Source organism: Streptomyces sp. NPDC027185 (genome assembly GCF_055567035.1).
Genome location: NZ_JBVHRF010000002.1, coordinates 939,003 through 955,601, shown reverse-complemented (window position 1 = coordinate 955,601; position 16,599 = coordinate 939,003). Strand labels below are relative to the sequence as shown.

General features: G+C 74.4%; 11 protein-coding genes. 7 read left to right on the top strand and 4 right to left on the bottom strand.

The features are described 5' to 3' along the window. Positions 1-395 precede the first annotated feature (395 nt). Positions 396-2,084 carry a succinic semialdehyde dehydrogenase gene (locus ACZ4M8_RS09345; protein ID WP_467604827.1) on the top strand — a complete coding sequence of 563 codons (1,689 nt, stop codon included), beginning with the start codon at positions 396-398 and terminating at the stop codon, positions 2,082-2,084. Positions 2,085-2,175: 91 nt separating this feature from the next. After that, positions 2,176-4,032: a GMC family oxidoreductase N-terminal domain-containing protein gene (locus ACZ4M8_RS09340; RefSeq protein ID WP_467604825.1), complete on the top strand. Its 1,857-nt coding sequence runs from the start codon at positions 2,176-2,178 to the stop codon at positions 4,030-4,032. Positions 4,033-4,601: 569 nt separating this feature from the next. Here the strand turns inward: ACZ4M8_RS09340 and ACZ4M8_RS09335 are convergent. Next, a complete protein-coding gene (locus tag ACZ4M8_RS09335; RefSeq protein WP_467604823.1) occupies positions 4,602-4,916 on the bottom strand; it encodes a chorismate mutase in 315 nt (104 codons plus the stop codon). A gap of 254 nt (positions 4,917-5,170) precedes the next feature. Between ACZ4M8_RS09335 and guaA the strand changes: the two genes are divergently transcribed. Together guaA and ACZ4M8_RS09325 are read left to right on the top strand one after the other, a co-directional pair. After that, complete coding sequence (gene guaA / locus ACZ4M8_RS09330; RefSeq protein WP_467604820.1) at positions 5,171-6,748, top strand: glutamine-hydrolyzing GMP synthase; 1,578 nt, start codon at positions 5,171-5,173, stop codon at positions 6,746-6,748. Between the two features lie 272 nt (positions 6,749-7,020). Next, on the top strand, positions 7,021-7,902 hold the full coding sequence (locus ACZ4M8_RS09325) for a 2-hydroxy-3-oxopropionate reductase (protein WP_467604818.1): 882 nt from the start codon (positions 7,021-7,023) through the stop codon (positions 7,900-7,902). Between the two features lie 901 nt (positions 7,903-8,803). Here the strand turns inward: ACZ4M8_RS09325 and ACZ4M8_RS09320 are convergent. Next, entirely contained in the window at positions 8,804-9,148 is a 345-nt protein-coding gene (locus ACZ4M8_RS09320; protein ID WP_467604816.1) for a hypothetical protein, read from the bottom strand. Between the two features lie 302 nt (positions 9,149-9,450). Here ACZ4M8_RS09320 and ACZ4M8_RS09315 point away from each other — a divergent pair, with 302 nt between their 5' ends. After that, positions 9,451-10,752 (top strand): hypothetical protein, encoded by a 1,302-nt coding sequence (locus tag ACZ4M8_RS09315; RefSeq protein WP_467605338.1) that lies wholly within the window; start codon positions 9,451-9,453, stop codon positions 10,750-10,752. A gap of 187 nt (positions 10,753-10,939) precedes the next feature. On the opposite strand, the gene ACZ4M8_RS09310 is transcribed toward ACZ4M8_RS09315, so the two are convergent. Further along, entirely contained in the window at positions 10,940-11,149 is a 210-nt protein-coding gene (locus ACZ4M8_RS09310; protein ID WP_467604813.1) for a hypothetical protein, read from the bottom strand. Beyond that, positions 11,146-12,732: a PspC domain-containing protein gene (locus tag ACZ4M8_RS09305; RefSeq protein WP_467604810.1), complete on the bottom strand. Its 1,587-nt coding sequence runs from the start codon at positions 12,730-12,732 to the stop codon at positions 11,146-11,148. Before ACZ4M8_RS09305 ends, ACZ4M8_RS09310 begins: the two co-directional genes overlap by 4 nt. A gap of 230 nt (positions 12,733-12,962) precedes the next feature. On the opposite strand from ACZ4M8_RS09305, the gene ACZ4M8_RS09300 reads away from it, so the two are divergent. Both ACZ4M8_RS09300 and ACZ4M8_RS09295 read left to right on the top strand, forming a co-directional pair. Continuing rightward, positions 12,963-14,921 (top strand): serine/threonine-protein kinase, encoded by a 1,959-nt coding sequence (locus tag ACZ4M8_RS09300; RefSeq protein ID WP_467604808.1) that lies wholly within the window; start codon positions 12,963-12,965, stop codon positions 14,919-14,921. A 252-nt stretch (positions 14,922-15,173) separates the two neighbouring features. Beyond that, on the top strand, positions 15,174-16,454 hold the full coding sequence (locus tag ACZ4M8_RS09295; protein ID WP_467604806.1) for a PspC domain-containing protein: 1,281 nt from the start codon (positions 15,174-15,176) through the stop codon (positions 16,452-16,454). The last annotated feature ends 145 nt before the right edge of the window (positions 16,455-16,599 follow it).

The window sequence follows — 16,599 nt, the reverse complement described above, 5'->3', positions numbered from 1 at the left end:
CCGTTCCGCCGGCGGCGCGCCCGGCGTGATGTGCCCATGCGCCCCCGGGCCTTCCGTGCGCCCCGCCCTGCCACCCGGGTGGCGCCCCCCGGGCCCGAACGGGCCCCGAACGGGCCGGTTCCGCCGCGTTCACCGGTGGCCGGATCCGGCTCCCCGCCCTCGGCGTTCCCGGGCCCCCGGGGCCGTCACCTGCCCTTTCGCCGCGCTCGGGCCGCCGTTCGACCCGTCATGGTTCGTGCCCCCAGTGCCAAATCCCCTGAAATCCTCCAGGTGTCCGGCGTCGTCGCTGACCAGCGGCGATTCCGCCATCAATTGCTGGCGTCATGGCGGCGGGGTGTCGAAAAGCCGTTACCAGCGGGTACACAAAGTGGCCGGGTGCCCCTACGCTCGCCCGCATGACGGACTTGAAGGACAACCGAAAACCTCCGATCGAGGCCCCCGAGATCCCCGGGTCGCCCGCCGCGACGGACCCCACAACCGCCGCGACGACCGTGCCCTTCCGCCGTAACCCCGTCGCCCCCGCCGTGCCCGGTGCCCGCACCGCCGCCGGCGTCGTCACCCCGGAGATCGTCGCCCAGCTCGTCAGAGGTGTTGTCGGCAGCGGCCGCACCGTCAACCACACGCCGCTCACCGGTGAGAAGCTCGCCGATCTGCCGGAGTCCACCCCCGAGGACGTCGCCACCGCCTTCGACCGCGCCCGCGCCGCCCAGGAGCGCTGGGCGAAGGTCCCCCTCAAGCGGCGCGCCGCGGTGCTGCTCCGCTTCCACGACCTGGTGCTGCGGCGGCAGGCCGAGGTCCTCGACCTCATCCAGCTGGAGACCGGCAAGGCCCGGCTGCACGCCCACGAGGAGGTCCAGGCGGTCGCCATGGCCTCCCGCCACTACGGCCTCAAGGGTCCCGCCTACCTCCGCCCCAAGGGGCACACCGGCGCCGTCCCGGTCCTGACGAAGGTCAGCGAGGTACGCCAACCACGCGGCGTCGTCGGCCAGATCGCCCCCTGGAACTACCCGCTGGAGCTGTCCGTCGGCGACGCCCTGCCCGCCTTCGTCGCGGGCAACGCCCTCGTCATGAAGCCGGACACGGAGACGGCGCTGACCGCCCTGTGGGCCCGGCAGCAGATGATCGAGGCGGGGTTGCCCGCGGACGTCTGGCAGGTCGTCATCGGCGAGGGCCCGGTCGTCGGCCCGGCCGTCGTCCGCCACGCCGACTACGTCTCCTTCACCGGCTCCACCCGCACCGGCCGCGAGGTCGCCCAGGGTGCCGCCGCCCGGCTCGTCGGCGTCTCCCTCGAACTCGGCGGCAAGAACGCGATGTTGGTGCTGAAGGACGCCGACGTGGACAAGGCCGTCGACGGCGCCGTCCGCGGCTGTTTCTCCTCCGCCGGCCAGCTCTGCATCTCCATCGAGCGGCTCTACGTCCACGCCTCCGTCGCCGACACCTTCCTGGAGCGCTTCGCCGCCCGCACCCGCGCCATGCGGCTGGGCACCCAGCTCGCCTACGGGGCGGACATGGGCTCCCTGGCCGGCGCCCGCCAGCTGGAGACCGTCACCCGTCATGTCGACGAGGCCGTCGCCCAGGGCGCCCGCGTCGTCACCGGCGGCCGCGCCCGCCCCGACGTCGGCCCGTACTTCTACGAACCGACCGTCCTCGACGGCGTCGGCGCGTCCATGACCGTCTGCGCCGAGGAAACCTTCGGCCCGGTCGTCTCCGTCTACCGCTTCGAGGACGAGGACGAGGCCGTCACCCGGGCCAACTCCACCCCGTACGGCCTCAACGCCAGCGTCTGGACGCAGGACTCCCGCCGGGGCCGCGCCGTCGCCGCCCGGCTGCGCGCCGGAACGGTCAACGTCAACGAGGCGTACGCCGCCGGATACGGCAGTGCCCGCTCGCCCATGGGCGGTATGGGCGACTCCGGACTCGGCCGCCGTCACGGCTCCGAGGGCATCTTGAAGTACACCGAGGCGCAGACCATCGCCCAGCAGCGGGTGATGCCGCTCGCCCCGGCCTTCGGCCTGACCGACGAGAAGTACGCCGCCCTGATGACCCGCAGCCTCCGGGCGATGAAGGCGTTCCGGCTGCGCTGAGCCGTCCGGGGCCCGGCCACCGGCCGCGGCCCCGGCGCCCGGTCCGCGCGACCGAACGGACATGCTGCCCCACCCACACCCAGGAGAGCCCGTGCCGCAGCAGAACTCCCACCCACCGCTCCCGGGGCAGCGCCGGGCCCCGGACCGTCCGTACGACTACGACGTGCTCGTGGTCGGCTCCGGTTTCGGCGGCGCGGTCTCGGCGCTGCGGCTGACCGAGAAGGGCTACCGCGTCGGCGTCCTGGAGGCCGGGCGCCGCTTCAGCCGCCGGACGCTCCCCAAGAGCTCCTGGGACCTGCGCAACTACCTGTGGGCCCCGGCCCTCGGCTGCTACGGCATCCAGCGCGTCCACCTCCTCGGCAACGTCATGGTGCTGGCCGGAGCCGGTGTCGGCGGCGGCTCCCTCAACTACGCCAACACCCTCTACGTCCCGCCGCCGCAGTTCTTCCGCGACCAGCAGTGGGGGCATCTCACCGACTGGCAGGACGAGTTGGCGCCCTACTACGACCAGGCCAAGCGGATGCTCGGCGTCCGGCTCAACCCGACGACCACCCCGTCCGACGTCCACCTCAAGGAAGCCGCCGAGAAGATGGGCGTCGGCGACTCCTTCCACCTCGCACCCGTGGGCGTCTTCTTCGGCGACGGCCAGGACGCGGACGGCCGTACCCGCGCCGAGCCCGGCGGCCAGGTCCACGACCCGTACTTCGGCGGCAAGGGCCCGGCCCGCACCGCCTGCACCGAGTGCGGCGAGTGCATGACCGGCTGCCGCCACGGCGCCAAGAACACCCTCAACGAGAACTACCTCCACCTCGCCGAACAGGCCGGAGCCGTCATCCACCCGATGACCTCCGTCGTCACCGTCACCGAGGACTCCCGCGGCGGCTTCGCCCTCGGCACACTGCCCACCGACGACAAACGCCGCGGCCGCGCCCGGATCTTCACCGCCCGCCACGTCGTCCTCGCCGCCGGCACCTACGGCACCCAGACACTGCTGCACCGCATGAAGGACAGCGGACTGCTGCCCGGCATCTCCCCGCGCCTGGGCGAGCTGACCCGCACCAACTCCGAGGCTCTCGTCGGCGCGCAGACCAACGACCGCCGCTACCGCAGGAAGTACGGCAGCCGCCCCGACTTCACCCGCGGCGTCGCGATCACCTCGTCCATCCACCCCGACGAGAACACCCACATCGAACCGGTCCGTTACGGCAAGGGCTCCAACGCCATGGGGGCGCTCTCCGTCGTGCAGGTCCCGCTCGCCGCCCGCCGTGGCCGCCGCGCCCTGGCGTGGGCCGCCCGCGGTCTGCGCCATCCGCTCCAGACCGCGCAGTCGCTCTCCAACCGCCGCTGGTCGGAGAAGACCATCATCGGCCTCGTCATGCAGTCCCTGGACAACTCCCTGACGACGTACCGCAAACCGTCCGGCCCCGGAAAGGGCCTGCTCACCGCCCGCCAGGGCCACGGCGCCCCCAACCCGGAACAGATCCCCGAGGCGTACGAGGCGGCCGGGCACCTCGCGAAGGCGATCAACGGCTTCCCCGGCAGCAACGTCGGCGAACTGATGGGCACCCCGCTGACCGCGCACTTCCTCGGCGGCTGCCCCATCGGCGAGGACGCCGACCACGGCGTCATCGACCCCTACCACCGCCTCTACGGCCACCCCGGCATCTCCGTCGTCGACGGCTCCGCGGTCTCCGCCAACCTCGGCGTCAACCCGTCCCTGACGATCACCGCCCAGGCCGAGCGTGCCATGGCGTTCTGGCCCAACAAGGGCGAGGCGGACCCGCGGCCGGCACCGGGCCGGACGTACCGGCGACTGGCTCCCGTCGGGCCCGTCGCCCCCACCGTCCCGCCGTCGGCCTTCGCAGCCCTGAAGCTGCCGCTCCTGCCGGTGCCCGCTGTCCCGCCGAAGCGCGCCGACGCCCCGGAGCCCGCCCCGGACGGCGACTGACCACCGCAGCGCACGAAGGGCCCCGCGACACGTCCGCGAGGGGGAGGTGCGGACGGCAGCGGGGCCCTCGGCCGCCGGTGCCCGAGGACGGGCACCGGGGGAGCGGCGCCGGGGGAGGGGAGCGCCGCGGGATCAGGGGAGTACGGAGCGGGTGCGGCCGGAGCGGACCGGCCGGGCGTCGAGGCGGCCGCGCCGGGGCCGGCGCCACCGCGGTGTGCGGATGCGGGCTGGGTCGGATGCGGCCGGTCCCGGGCGTCCCCAGGACCGGCCACCCATCGATGTGACCGGGCTGCTGTCCCCTGCTGACCGGTCACCTCACCGGAGAGAGGTCCCACGACGCGGGCCGTCGAGCGGCCGGCGTCTCATCCCTCCGGCGTTCCGCCCCGGGGGCGGCGTCTACGCGTAGTCCTGCCGCCGCGTCTGGCTGACGCGGCACCCGGCACAACGAAGCGGTTCCGCGGCTGGTCACGCGCCGGACGGGTGAGAGGGCAACCGAACTCAGATGCGCCGCTGCACCCGGCGCACGCCCGCGTCGCCCGCGCCGGTCCCCGCCCGCCGTCCGGCCCCGCTCAGACGCGGCCGCGGGACAGCTCCAGCAGCGTCATGGCCAGCGCGGTCCCGGACCGGCCGAGCTGTCCGCGGTAGTGCTCCAGGATCTCCATCTCGCGGGAGAGGTTCACCCGGCGCCCGCCGGAGGCGATGCGTTCACGCTGGATGACGGCGGAGACCGCCATCCGCTCCTGGACGAGGCCGATGATCCGGCCGTCGAGGTCGTCGATCCGCCCGCGCGCGTCGGTGATCACCCCGACCGCCTCGGGGGTGCGCGCCCCGGCGCCGGCGGCGGGCGCGGGTGTGGCGGGGGCGGTGGTGGTGTCGCTGCTCATGTCCGGATCTCTCCTGGGGTCGGTGGCCCCGCGAGCCGACGGCGGACCGGGAACGGCACAGGCGCCCCGGGCCTTGTCGGCCCGGGGCGCCTGGGAAGTCGCTGGTCAGTTGATCAAGCAGCGCGTCCATGGCAGCCGGCCGGGCCGGTGCCATAGGTAAAGACGGAGGTCAGCTGCTTGGACATGGCGCTCAGTATGAGCCCGTTAGAATCGAAAGTCCAACCCCTGCTCCACACCGCCGGAAGGCCGCCGAAGTGCCATCAGCGCCCCCTGCCGCCGCCCCGGACGTCGTCCTCGTAGTCGACTTCGGCGCGCAGTACGCCCAGCTCATCGCCCGCCGCGTCCGCGAGGCGCGGGTCTACAGCGAGGTCGTCCCGTCCACCATGCCGGTGGCCGAGATGCTCGCCAAGAACCCCAGGGCGATCATCCTCTCCGGCGGCCCCTCGTCGGTCTACGCCGACGGCGCGCCCAGCGTCGACCGCGCGCTGTTCGAGTCCGGTGTCCCGGTCTTCGGCATGTGCTACGGCTTCCAGCTCATGGCCACCACCCTGGGCGGCACGGTCGACAACACCGGCGCCCGTGAGTACGGCCGCACGCCGCTGGCCGTCTCCAGGCCCGGCTCCACCCTCTTCGAGGGCACCCCCGCCGAGCAGTCCGTCTGGATGTCGCACGGCGACGCCTGCTCCGCCGCGCCCGAGGGCTTCACCGTCACCGCGTCCACCGACGTCGTCCCGGTCGCCGCCTTCGAGAACGACGAGAAGAAGCTCTACGGCGTCCAGTACCACCCCGAGGTCATGCACTCCACGCACGGCCAGCAGGTGCTGGAGCACTTCCTCTACCGCGGCGCGGGCATCGAGCCCAACTGGACGCCCGGCAACATCGTCGAGGAGCAGGTCGCGGCGATCCGCGCCCAGGTCGGCGACAAGCGCGCGATCTGCGGGCTGTCCGGCGGCGTGGACTCCGCGGTGGCCGCCGCCCTGGTCCAGAAGGCCATCGGCTCCCAGCTGACCTGCGTCTACGTCGACCACGGTCTGATGCGCAAGGGCGAGACCGAGCAGGTCGAGAAGGACTTCGTGGCCGCCACCGGCGCGAACCTCAAGGTCGTCGACGCCAGCGAGCGCTTCCTGAACGCCCTGGCCGGCGTCTCCGACCCGGAGACCAAGCGCAAGATCATCGGCCGGGAGTTCATCCGCGTCTTCGAGCAGGCGCAGCTGGAGATCCTCCAGGAGGAGGGCCCCGAGGTCGCGTTCCTCGTGCAGGGCACCCTCTACCCGGACGTCGTCGAGTCCGGCGGCGGTGAGGGCACCGCGAACATCAAGTCGCACCACAACGTCGGCGGGCTCCCCGACGACATCGAGTTCGAGCTGGTCGAGCCGCTGCGCCAGCTGTTCAAGGACGAGGTCCGCCTGGTCGGCTCCGAGCTGGGGCTGCCGGACGAGATCGTCCAGCGCCAGCCGTTCCCCGGCCCCGGCCTGGGCATCCGGATCGTCGGCGAGGTCACCAAGGACCGCCTCGACCTGCTCCGCGAGGCCGACGCCATCGCCCGCGAGGAGCTGACCGCGGCCGGTCTCGACGCCGAGATCTGGCAGTGCCCGGTCGTGCTGCTCGCCGATGTCCGCTCGGTCGGCGTCCAGGGCGACGGCCGCACCTACGGCCACCCGATCGTGCTGCGCCCGGTCTCCTCCGAGGACGCCATGACGGCGGACTGGACGCGGATGCCGTACGACGTCCTGGCGAAGATCTCGACCCGGATCACCAACGAGGTCGCGGACGTCAACCGCGTCGTCCTCGACGTCACCAGCAAGCCCCCGGGCACCATCGAGTGGGAGTGACCCGCTGACCGGTGCGCCGGTCCTCCCGCATGACGACGCCGACGCCGTCGCTCCCCGTGAGCGGCGGCGTCGGTGCGTTCCGGGCCCTGCTCGGGGCGGCGCGGGCGGTTCGTTCCCGGCGGGCGTTGACGTCGGCGGCGTCACCTCGCATCATGGCGGACGAGGATTTCGCATGGCGATATCTATACTCCGAGATACGAAATACCCAGTGAATGGTGGACGGTACGGGCCGCGGGGCGGCGTACCGGTGGAGCAGTGAGGAGCGGCGCGCGATGAGCACGATCGGATTCATCGGACTCGGCATCATGGGCAGCCCGATGGCGGTGAACCTCGCCCGAGCCGGGCACACCGTCCGCGGCTGGAACCGCACCCCCGGCCGGGCGGACGCGCTGGTGGCGGCGGGCGGACAGGAGGCGGAATCGCTCGCCGACGCGGTGCGCGGCGCGGACGTGGTGATCACCATGGTCCCGGCGTCCCCGCAGGTCGAGGCGGTCGCCTACGGCCCGGACGGCGTCCTCGCGCACGCGGCGCCCGGGACCCTGTTCATCGACCACTCCTCGATCACCCCGCAGACCTCGGTCGACCTCGCGAAGGCCGCCGCGGACAAGGGCGTACGAGTTCTGGACGCGCCGGTCTCCGGCGGTGAGGCGGGCGCCGTCGAGGGGGTGCTGTCGATCATGGTCGGCGGTGACGCGGCGGACTTCGAGGACGCCCGTCCGCTCTTCGACGCGGTCGGCACCACGGTGGTCCACTGCGGCCCGCACGGCGCCGGACAGACGGTCAAGGCCGCCAACCAGCTGATCGTCGCCGTCAACATCCAAGCGGTCGCCGAAGCCGTCGTCTTCCTGGAGAAGTCCGGTGTCGACCTCGACGCGGCCCTGGAGGTCCTGGGCGGCGGCCTGGCCGGTTCGACGGTCCTCGCGCGGAAGAAGGAGAATTTCCGCAGCCGCGACTTCACCCCCGGCTTCAAGCTGGAACTCCACCACAAGGACATGGGCATCGTCACGGACGCGGCCCGTACGGCCGGTGTCCCGCTCCCCGTCGGCTCGGTCGCCGCCCAGCTGATCGCGTCGGCGGTCGCCCGGGGCGACGGTGGACTGGACCACTCGGGGCTGCTGCGGGGAGTGGAACTGCTCAGCGGCGGCGGGCGGTAGGCAGATCCGCGCGTCGGCCGGCTGCGCCGGGCTTTTCCGGGGCCGGGCTCCGGCCTGAGCTGGGCTTTCCCGGGGCCGGCTTCGGTGGGGGAGTGAGGTTGGGCCGGACCTTGCGGGCGAGGGCGTCGGAGGGGGCGTGGCCGTGCCCGTGCTCGTGGCGGTGCGTCCGCGGACAGGCGCTGCGGGCCGGCTGCTCCCGGGGTCGGGCCTGAGCTGCGGGCCGAGCCGGGGGCGGGGCCTGTGGGCCGAGCCGGAGCCGGGGCCGTGTGGTTCGGGGGAGGTCCGGCTCGCGGTTCCGGGGGGGCTGATGGCGTACGGGGGCGGGTCTGGGGTCGGTGGTTACGGGGCGGCCCCGGAGTGGTGGGTGGGGCGCCGGAACTGTGTATCGGGCGGGTTCGGTGCGGGTGCGCGGGGCGGGGCTCGTGCCCGGCTTCCGTAGATTCGGGTGCTCGGCGGAGCGGGCATTCGGACGCTCAGTGGGGCGAGCGGCCCGGCGACCAGTTCTTCGGGCGGATCAGGGTGGTTCAGGGCGGTTCACGGCGACGGGGTCGTGTGCCACGGGCAGGCCCGGCGCGGGCGCCCGAGAGGGCTGCTTCCCGGGGCCTCGGATTCGGGAATTCGGGGCGAGCGGGCTGGATGACCGGTGTCCTCGGGCAGTTCAGAGGCGGGGGGCGGGCCGGACGGCGGAGCCGACGGGAGCGGGGGAAGGCCGTCGCGTCCGGGCGGGGCGGCGACCCTGCCGGTTCGCCGGGGATTCCGACGGAGGCCGCCGTGTCCGGTCCGGCCGCGACCCCGCCGACCCGCCGGGCGGCCCCTCCGAAGGTGCCCTCCGGTGCGGCCGTCATGCTCCGAAGGCCCGCCCCGGCACCGTACGCGCCGGGGGAGCCGGAGGTCTTCGCGATCAGTTGCGTCCCAGGAACCCCCGGGCCGCTTGGACGAACGCGGCACGTGCCGCGGTGTACGCCTCCCATGCGCCGTCCGGTACCGCATCGAGGCGGTGCAGGTCGCGAAGCTGACCCCGCAGGTCACGGGCCTGCTCGACCGGGCCGACGCCCTCCACGTCGAGGACGTTGAACGCGGCCTGGGTCGCCGCGTAAGCCTCCCGTGTCGCCGCGAGCGCGTTCTCGGGGGAGTCGTAACGGCCCTCCACCCGGCGCCAGATCACCGCGCCCTCGGCGTCGCTCGCGGTGAGGAACGCGGCGTACGCGTCCCGCCGCGCGAGATACATCAGCGGATCCTTCGGCAACGCGGCCACCTCCACCGTGCGGGGACTGGGCGGCAGTATCGGCCGCGCGGCCCGACTAGTGAAGGCCCGGCGCGGAGGCGGCTGCGCGGTCGTCCGGGCGCACGCCGGGGTGTCAACCCGGGGGTGACGCGTTCACCCGCCGCCATCTGGACGTTTTGCCGCACCACCCGGCACCTGCGGCACACTGCCCTCCGAACGTAATCCCTTACGAGGGAAGGAAGTTGACACCGGACACGGCCCGAGGGCCGCCCGGGGTCATGGCGAGCGGCGGTGACGTGGCGGTGGAAACGGCAGGCGGGGCGATGGGGGAGCCCGGCGCGGGTGTGGCTCCGGGGGCCGGCGGCGATCCCGGAGGTGAGCGGTGCCACTGCGGCCACTGCGGGCACGGGGTGAACGCCGCGCACCGGAAGGCGGTCGCGGCGTTCGTGGCGTTGCGCGAGGAGTATGCCGCCGGACGCGGCATACCGGCCGGCCTCGCCCGCTCCGCCGGAGCCGCCCGCCAGTGGGTCTCCGACGAACTCGCCCTCTCGGCCCGCGCCTTGACCGAACGCGCCGCCGCCACCCGCACCACCTGGCTCGACGCCGTGCACCGCGGCACCCTCCGCACCCTGTGGGGCGCGGTCGCCGTACTGCTCCTCGGCCAGGCGCTGACCGCGATCGGCGGCGGCTGGACCCCGCACCGCACGGCCACACTGACCGCCGCCGTCGCCCTGGCGCTCGGCGGCACCGTGACGGCATGGCGCCACCGCGGGCACGGCGGGGTACTGGCTCCGCTCACCGGCGAGGACCACCGGCTGTCCACCTCCCGTACGGTCGCGGCCGGTTGGTCCGGCCTGACGGTCTTCACGGTCCTGACCGCGGTGGCCGGGAACGTCCTGCCCACCGCGGGTGCGGACCCGGCGGACCCGGGCGCCGCGGACGGTGCGCTGCCCGGACGGGCCGCGCTCGCCCCGCCACTGCTGCTCGCCCTGCTGGCGGTCTGCGGTACGGCGGTGGCGGCCCGTGCCGTGGTGGCCGCGCGGGTACGGGCCGGGCGGCTCCAGAAGCCCGCGGCCGAACGCCCCCGCGCCGTCGACCTGTTCGCCGACGACGCGGGCCGCGCGGACCTCGCCGCCACGCAGTACCTGCTGGTGAACACGGTGGTGGCGGCACTGGCCCTGACCGCGGTGATCGGGCCGCCCGGCCTCGTCCGGACGCCGGAGGGCTGGGCCGCCGCCGCGCTCGTCGTGGTCTCGGCCGCCGGCTACCTGGCCGCCAAGTGGGGCGAGGGCGGCGGCCCCGTCATCCTGTCGGTCGTCCGCGCCCGGGAGCCCGGAGACCTGCCCGCGCCGATCCGTCCGGGAGACGACATCGAGATCCGCGGTACCGGCTTCGTCCCGCCGGGCGCCCGCACACCGGACCTGCTGGCCCGCATCGTCGTCCGCATCGGAACGGTCCACGTACCGGTCCCGCTGGTGCCCGCCCCCGGCGGCTTCAGCAACCCCGCGGACGCCACCCTGACCGTCCCCGTACCGGCCGATATCGAGCCCGGTCCCACCGAGATCCGGGTGATCACCGCTTCCGGAGCGGAGACGGCGGGCTGGACCGCCGAGGTCGGGGAGTAGCCGGCCGCCCCGGGCCGGGTCGCCGGAACTGGCCCGGTGGCCGGACTTCCCATCCCTCGGCGGCGTGGCCCTGTTGCCGCGCCACCTCCGGCGCCGGGGGCCGCGATGCCCCCCGGTGCCACGGCCGGCAAGCGGTGGCTCGCCTTCCGCCGCCCGCCGTACCGTGTCGTCCGCCCGGGGCCCGTCGCTACCGCTCCGGCCCCGGGCGCCCCCGGCGGGCGACGGCCCAGACCACGGCGGTGACGCCGGAGGCCAGCAGGCCCGCCGGTATCACCAGGAAGAGCCAGGGGCCGGGGGCGTGCCAGCCGCCCAGCGCGTCGAGGCCGTATCCGACGCCGACGGTCACCGCCGCCAGCCCGCAGATCAACCGGGACGGTTCGAAGGGGTGACGCTTCATGAGGTGCCTCCCTGGGGCGGCCGAGCGGTGAGAGCGGGAGCGAGGGTGCGCGTAGCGGCAAAGGGCACGGCGGCGGATATGCGCACGGTGGACGGCTCCGGCGAGCCATCCGGCACGAACGGCGCGACCACGGCAGCCGGCCGGGCCCCGGCCCGGGAACCGGCCTCCGGCGGGGACGCCTTCCCGGACGGCGACGGGGCGGAGGACGACGGGGGCGACGACGGCTGAGCGCGGCGGACGTCGATCTGGCCCGCGCCCACCCGGAGCGTCAGGTCGAGGAAGCCGCGCGGCTTCTCCCCCTTCTTCAGCCCCTCGGCGGGCAGGGTGACCGTCCGGGTGCGGTCACCGGCGGAGATCCGCACATCGTCGGCGGACTCGCCGGGCAGACGTACGTCACCGAGTCCCAGCGTCAGATGGACCGTCGTCCGCACGCCCCGTGGCAGCGTCACCTCCAGACGGCCCGCGCCCACCTCGGCGCCGGTACGGAGCGTGCGGCCGTCCTTGACGGTCAGCTCCCCGAGGTCCAACCTGCCTTCTCCGGAGCCGAGTGCGTAATGCCGCTGGACGGCGGTGACTTCGGTGGGGGTCCAATGACGGTTCTGCCACTGCGCGCTGAGGTTGTCGGGCAACACCGTCGACACCGCGAGGAGGACGGCGGTCAGCACCACCATGACGACGGTGCCGCCGCCCGTCCGGCCCCACCAGGCGCCGGCCACCAGCCCCAGCCCGAAGACCACCAGCGCACAGGCGAGGCCCGCCTGGAGTGCGTGCGCGAACGGGGCGTGCCGTGCGACGCCGAACGCCGTACCGGCGCCGCCGAGCACCGCCAGCAGGAAGACCACACCGCCGATCCGCCGCCCGGCCCGCTGCCGGGGCGGCGTGGCGGGCGCGCCGGACTTCCGGGCCGCCGCGCCACCGGAACGAGGGCCCGGGGGCCACGCTGCCCAGCCGTCGTGCGCACCGGGGCCGGGCCGGTAGGCGATGGGCAGCTCCGGGCCCCACAGGTACATCAGCCCGGGTGGCTCCTTGCCGAGCGGACCCCGCCACCACGACGGTGCCTGCGGGCCGGGCGGGGCCGTGGTCTCCGGCGGTGCGTCGGCGGCGACCTGCGCGGCGGCCGCGTCCCGGGCGTCGGGGCTGTCGGTCCGGCCGCGGTGGCGGCGCGACCAGTACGCGGCGCCGGCCACGGCCAGTGTCAGCAGCACCGCGAAGGACATCACGCTGCCCTTGCCCAGTGTGGTGAGGAACAGACCGCAGCCGACCAGCGCGAACAGCAGCGCCGTCAGCGCCGAGCCCTCGACCCGGCCGGAGAGCAGCCGGCGGCCCTCGTTCTCCTCCTCGCCGTGCAGCGGGACGAGCAGCCAGGCGAAGCCGTAGAAGATCAGCCCCAGGCCGCCGGTGACGGAGAGCACGGCGAGGGCGATCCGGAAGATCACCGGATCGAGGTCCCACTGCCGGCCCAGGCCACCGCAGACACCGGCGACGACCTTGTGCCGCCGGCTGCGGCGCAGCGGCGGACGCGGCGGGGCGGAGCCGTCGGCGCCGGGCGGTGCCGAGTCCTCGGCGGGGGCTGCTTGATTCATGAACCCATGGTGACAAGCGCGGCGGAATCCCGGCATCAGTGGAAACCCTGGCTGAACCCTGAGATCGACCCTGAGCAACCCCGATATCCCCCGCGGGTTCGCATATCCCCCCGAGAACCGCCCTCGCGGCGAACGGACCGTGCACAGGCGCGGCAGGCGGGGGCCGGATCGGCCGGGTCGGAGACTATCGTTGCGCCCTGGATACGTACGGGTTTCCGGAGGGGCGTGCGGTGACGGAGGCGGCGTCGGTGGACGAGGGGCGACTGGTCGCCGGGCGGTATCGCCTGATCGAGCGGATAGGCCGCGGCGGTATGGGCACCGTCTGGCGGGCCCGGGACGAGGTCCTCGCACGCCAAGTGGCCGTCAAGCGGTTGCACGTCTCGCCCCAGTTGGACGCGGAGGAACTGGCCCTGCGCCACGAGCGGACCACCCGCGAGGCGCAGGCCGCGGCGCGCATCAACCACCCCAACGTGGTCAGCGTCCACGACGTGGTCATCGACGACGGGCTGCCGTGCATCGTCATGGAGTACGTACCGGCCGGGACGCTCGGCGACCTCATCAAGCAGGCGGTGCGGGAGAACCGTTTCGTGGATCCCCGGGAGGCGGCCCGGATCGGCCGCGGCATGATCGCCGCGCTGCGCGCCGCGCACGCCGCCGGGGTGCTGCACCGCGACGTCAAGCCGGGCAACGTCCTCCTGGGCGACGAGGGCCGCGTCGTCCTGACCGACTTCGGGATCGCCGTCGCCTCCGGTACGTCCACCCTCACCAAGACCGGGGAACTGGTCGGCTCCATCGACTATCTGGCGCCCGAGCGGGTCAAGGGCGGCACCCCGGGGCCCGCGTCCGACCTGTGGGCCCTGGGCGCGACGCTCTATCAGGCGGTCGAGGGACGGCCCCCGTTCCGTAAGGCCACGGCGGTCGAGAGCGCGTACGCCATCGCCGTCGACCCGTTGGAGCCGCCGCGCCACGCCGGACCGCTGACGGCGCTGATCGAGGCGCTGCTGGCGAAGGAGCCCGGCGACCGGCCGACGGCCGAGGTCGTCGAGCAGGCGCTGCGCTCCGCCGAGGCGGAGGTGGACACGGCGCTGATCGGCTGGCCGACGCTGGCCCTGGGCACCGTGGGGCGCGGCGGCTCCGACACGGCGGGTGACGGTGAGGCGCCGACCCGGCCGGTCGTCCCGTCGGACACCGCGGGCGACGGGCGGTCCGCCACCGGGAGCGGCGGTACGGGCCCCACCACCGGGCTCGCCGGGAGACCGAGCGGCACCGGGGCGGTCGCCGACCCCCGGATAGCCGCCTCCCTGGGCAGCACCACCGCGACCGGCACCACCACCGGTACCGCGGCCACCGGCACCGCCGATACCGCGGACGCCGGGACCACCGGCCAGGTCGGGGAAGCCGCGGCGGACGCGCGCGCGCTCGTCGGCGTGGACGCGGCGGCGCAGCGGGTCGCCGAGGCGGACACCGGGTCCCTGGGCGGCGCGCTCGTACCGCCCGGCACCGGGGAGGCACTGGCGGCCACCGACGACACGGGCCGGATCGCGGTGTCCGCGCCGCCCCGTAAGCGCCGCGGACGGGTAGTCCTCTGGTGCGCCCTCGGAGTACTGGCCGCCGGGGGCGGCGCGGGCGGTGCCTGGTACGCGCTCCACGGGAGCACCGGCGGCACGGAGCCACAGGGGAGCAGTTCCTCCGGGCAGCCTCCCGTGCCCCGGCAGACCATCGGCCCGCCGCCGCCCACCCCCGACGGCATGCACCGCGTCGAGGAGCGGCAGCTCGGCGTCTCCTATCCGGTGCCGGACGGCTGGAAGCGGCAGGTCAACGACGGCGGCCGGCAGATCGTCTACATCTCCCAGGAGTCGCTCGCCCAGCTGACGATCAGCGTCCTGGATTTCTCGTCCGGCGACCAGGTGGCGCACTTCAAGCAGGTCGAGAGCGATCTGCAGAAGCAGTACCCGAGCTACTCGCGCAAGCGGCTGCAGGACACGATGTACCAGAATGACCCGGCCGCCATCTGGGAGTTCACCTTCCAGGGCCGGGTGCGGGAGTACCGCGGTATCGACCTCGGATTCGGCCGCGAGGGCGAGAAGGAGTACGCCATCTACGTCTCCGCGCCGAGCGCCGACTGGGCCACCTACCGCGACCTCTTCTCCAAGGTGAAGGACGGCTTCCGCAAGCGCGGGGACGGCTGACCCGCGGCGCGCCCCTCGGACCCGCCGGGCGGCACCGCCGCCTTCCTCCTCGGCCGCCGTGCGGCCGGATCCCGGCCGTACCTCCGGCCGGCCCACGCCCGCACCCGCCGCCCCTCGTACGGCGCCGCGTGAACGCCCCGCACCGGCGGAGTCCGTCCGTGCCGCGCGGGCGCCGAAACCCCCGGAAATCTCAGGGATCACCTCAGGGTCCACCCTGATGTCCCCGGACCTGCCGCGTGTGACGATCGGTGCATGACCACAGCCCCGCCGCGCGCCGGAGCGCACCACGCGTCCGCGCAGGAATACGACGAGCCGCCCGTGCGCAAGCTCTACCGCAGCGCCGACGGGCGGCTGCTCGGCGGCGTCGCGCGCGGACTCGCGGGCCATCTCGGTCTCCCCGTCTCCTGGGTCCGGGTCGTCTTCGTCGCGCTGTTCCTCGCCGAAGGCATGGGCGCGCTGCTCTACGCCGCGTTCTGGTTCTTCGTCCCGCTCGGCGTCGGCGGGGTGGAGGAGCGCCGGAGCGCCGCGGACGGCGCCCGTCGCCCCGCCGTCCGCAGACCCGATGCGGGCCAGGTCATCGCGTTGATCGCGCTGCTGGCCGGGTCCGCGTTCGTCGCCTCCCGGTTCCAGCTGGGGATCGGCAGTGGCTATCTGTGGCCGGTGCTGCTGATAGCCGCGGGGGTCGCCCTCGTCTGGCGGCAGGCCGACAACGCGCGCCGCGCGCAGTGGCTGGAGCTGGGCCGCCGCAAGGGCGTCCTGCCGGTGCTGCGCGGTGCGGCCGGAGTGGCGCTCGTCGGCGTCGGGGTGACCGGCATCGTCGTGCTCCAGGGCTCGGTGGGCCACCTCGGCTCGGTGCTCCAGGCCGCACTGGCCGTCCTCGTCGGTATCGCCCTGCTCGCCGGCCCCTATCTCGTCCGTCTGGTCCAGGACCTGTCCGAGGAGCGGCTGATGCGTATCCGCGCGCAGGAGCGGGCCGAGGTCGCCGCCCACGTCCACGACTCCGTGCTGCACACCCTCACCCTCATCCAGCGCAGCGCCGACGACCCCCGCGAGGTCGCCCGGCTCGCCCGCGCCCAGGAACGGGAGCTGCGGGCCTGGCTGTACCGGCCCGAGAGCCGCACCAAGGAGGAGGACGAGGAGCCCGCCACCCTCGCCGACGCGGTGCGGACGGCGGCGGCCGAGGTCGAGGACCACCACGGCGTACCGATCGAGGTCGTGATCGTCGGCGACTGCCCGCTGGACGAGGCGCTGGGCGCGCAGATGAAGGCCGCCCGCGAGGCGATGGTCAACGCCGCGAAGTACGGCGGTGAGGGTGGGCCGGTGCAGGTCTTCGCCGAGGTGGAGGGGCGCACCGTCTTCGTCTCCGTACGCGACCGGGGGCCGGGCTTCGATCCGGACGCGGTGCCCGAGGACCGGATGGGGGTCCGCGAGTCCATCATCGGGCGGATGGAACGCCATGGCGGCACCGCCCGGTTGCGGTCCGTGCCCGGTGGCGGCACCGAGGTCGAGCTGGAGATGGAGCGCGCCGAATGACCGCTCCCGCGTCCCGGCCCGCCGCCGTCCCCGCCCCCTTCCCGACGACCACCCCCACGCCCACTCCCACGACCGCATCCACCTGCACCCCCACACCCACCGCCGCGCCCTCCGGGCGCCGTATACGCGGTGGCGACACGGCTCG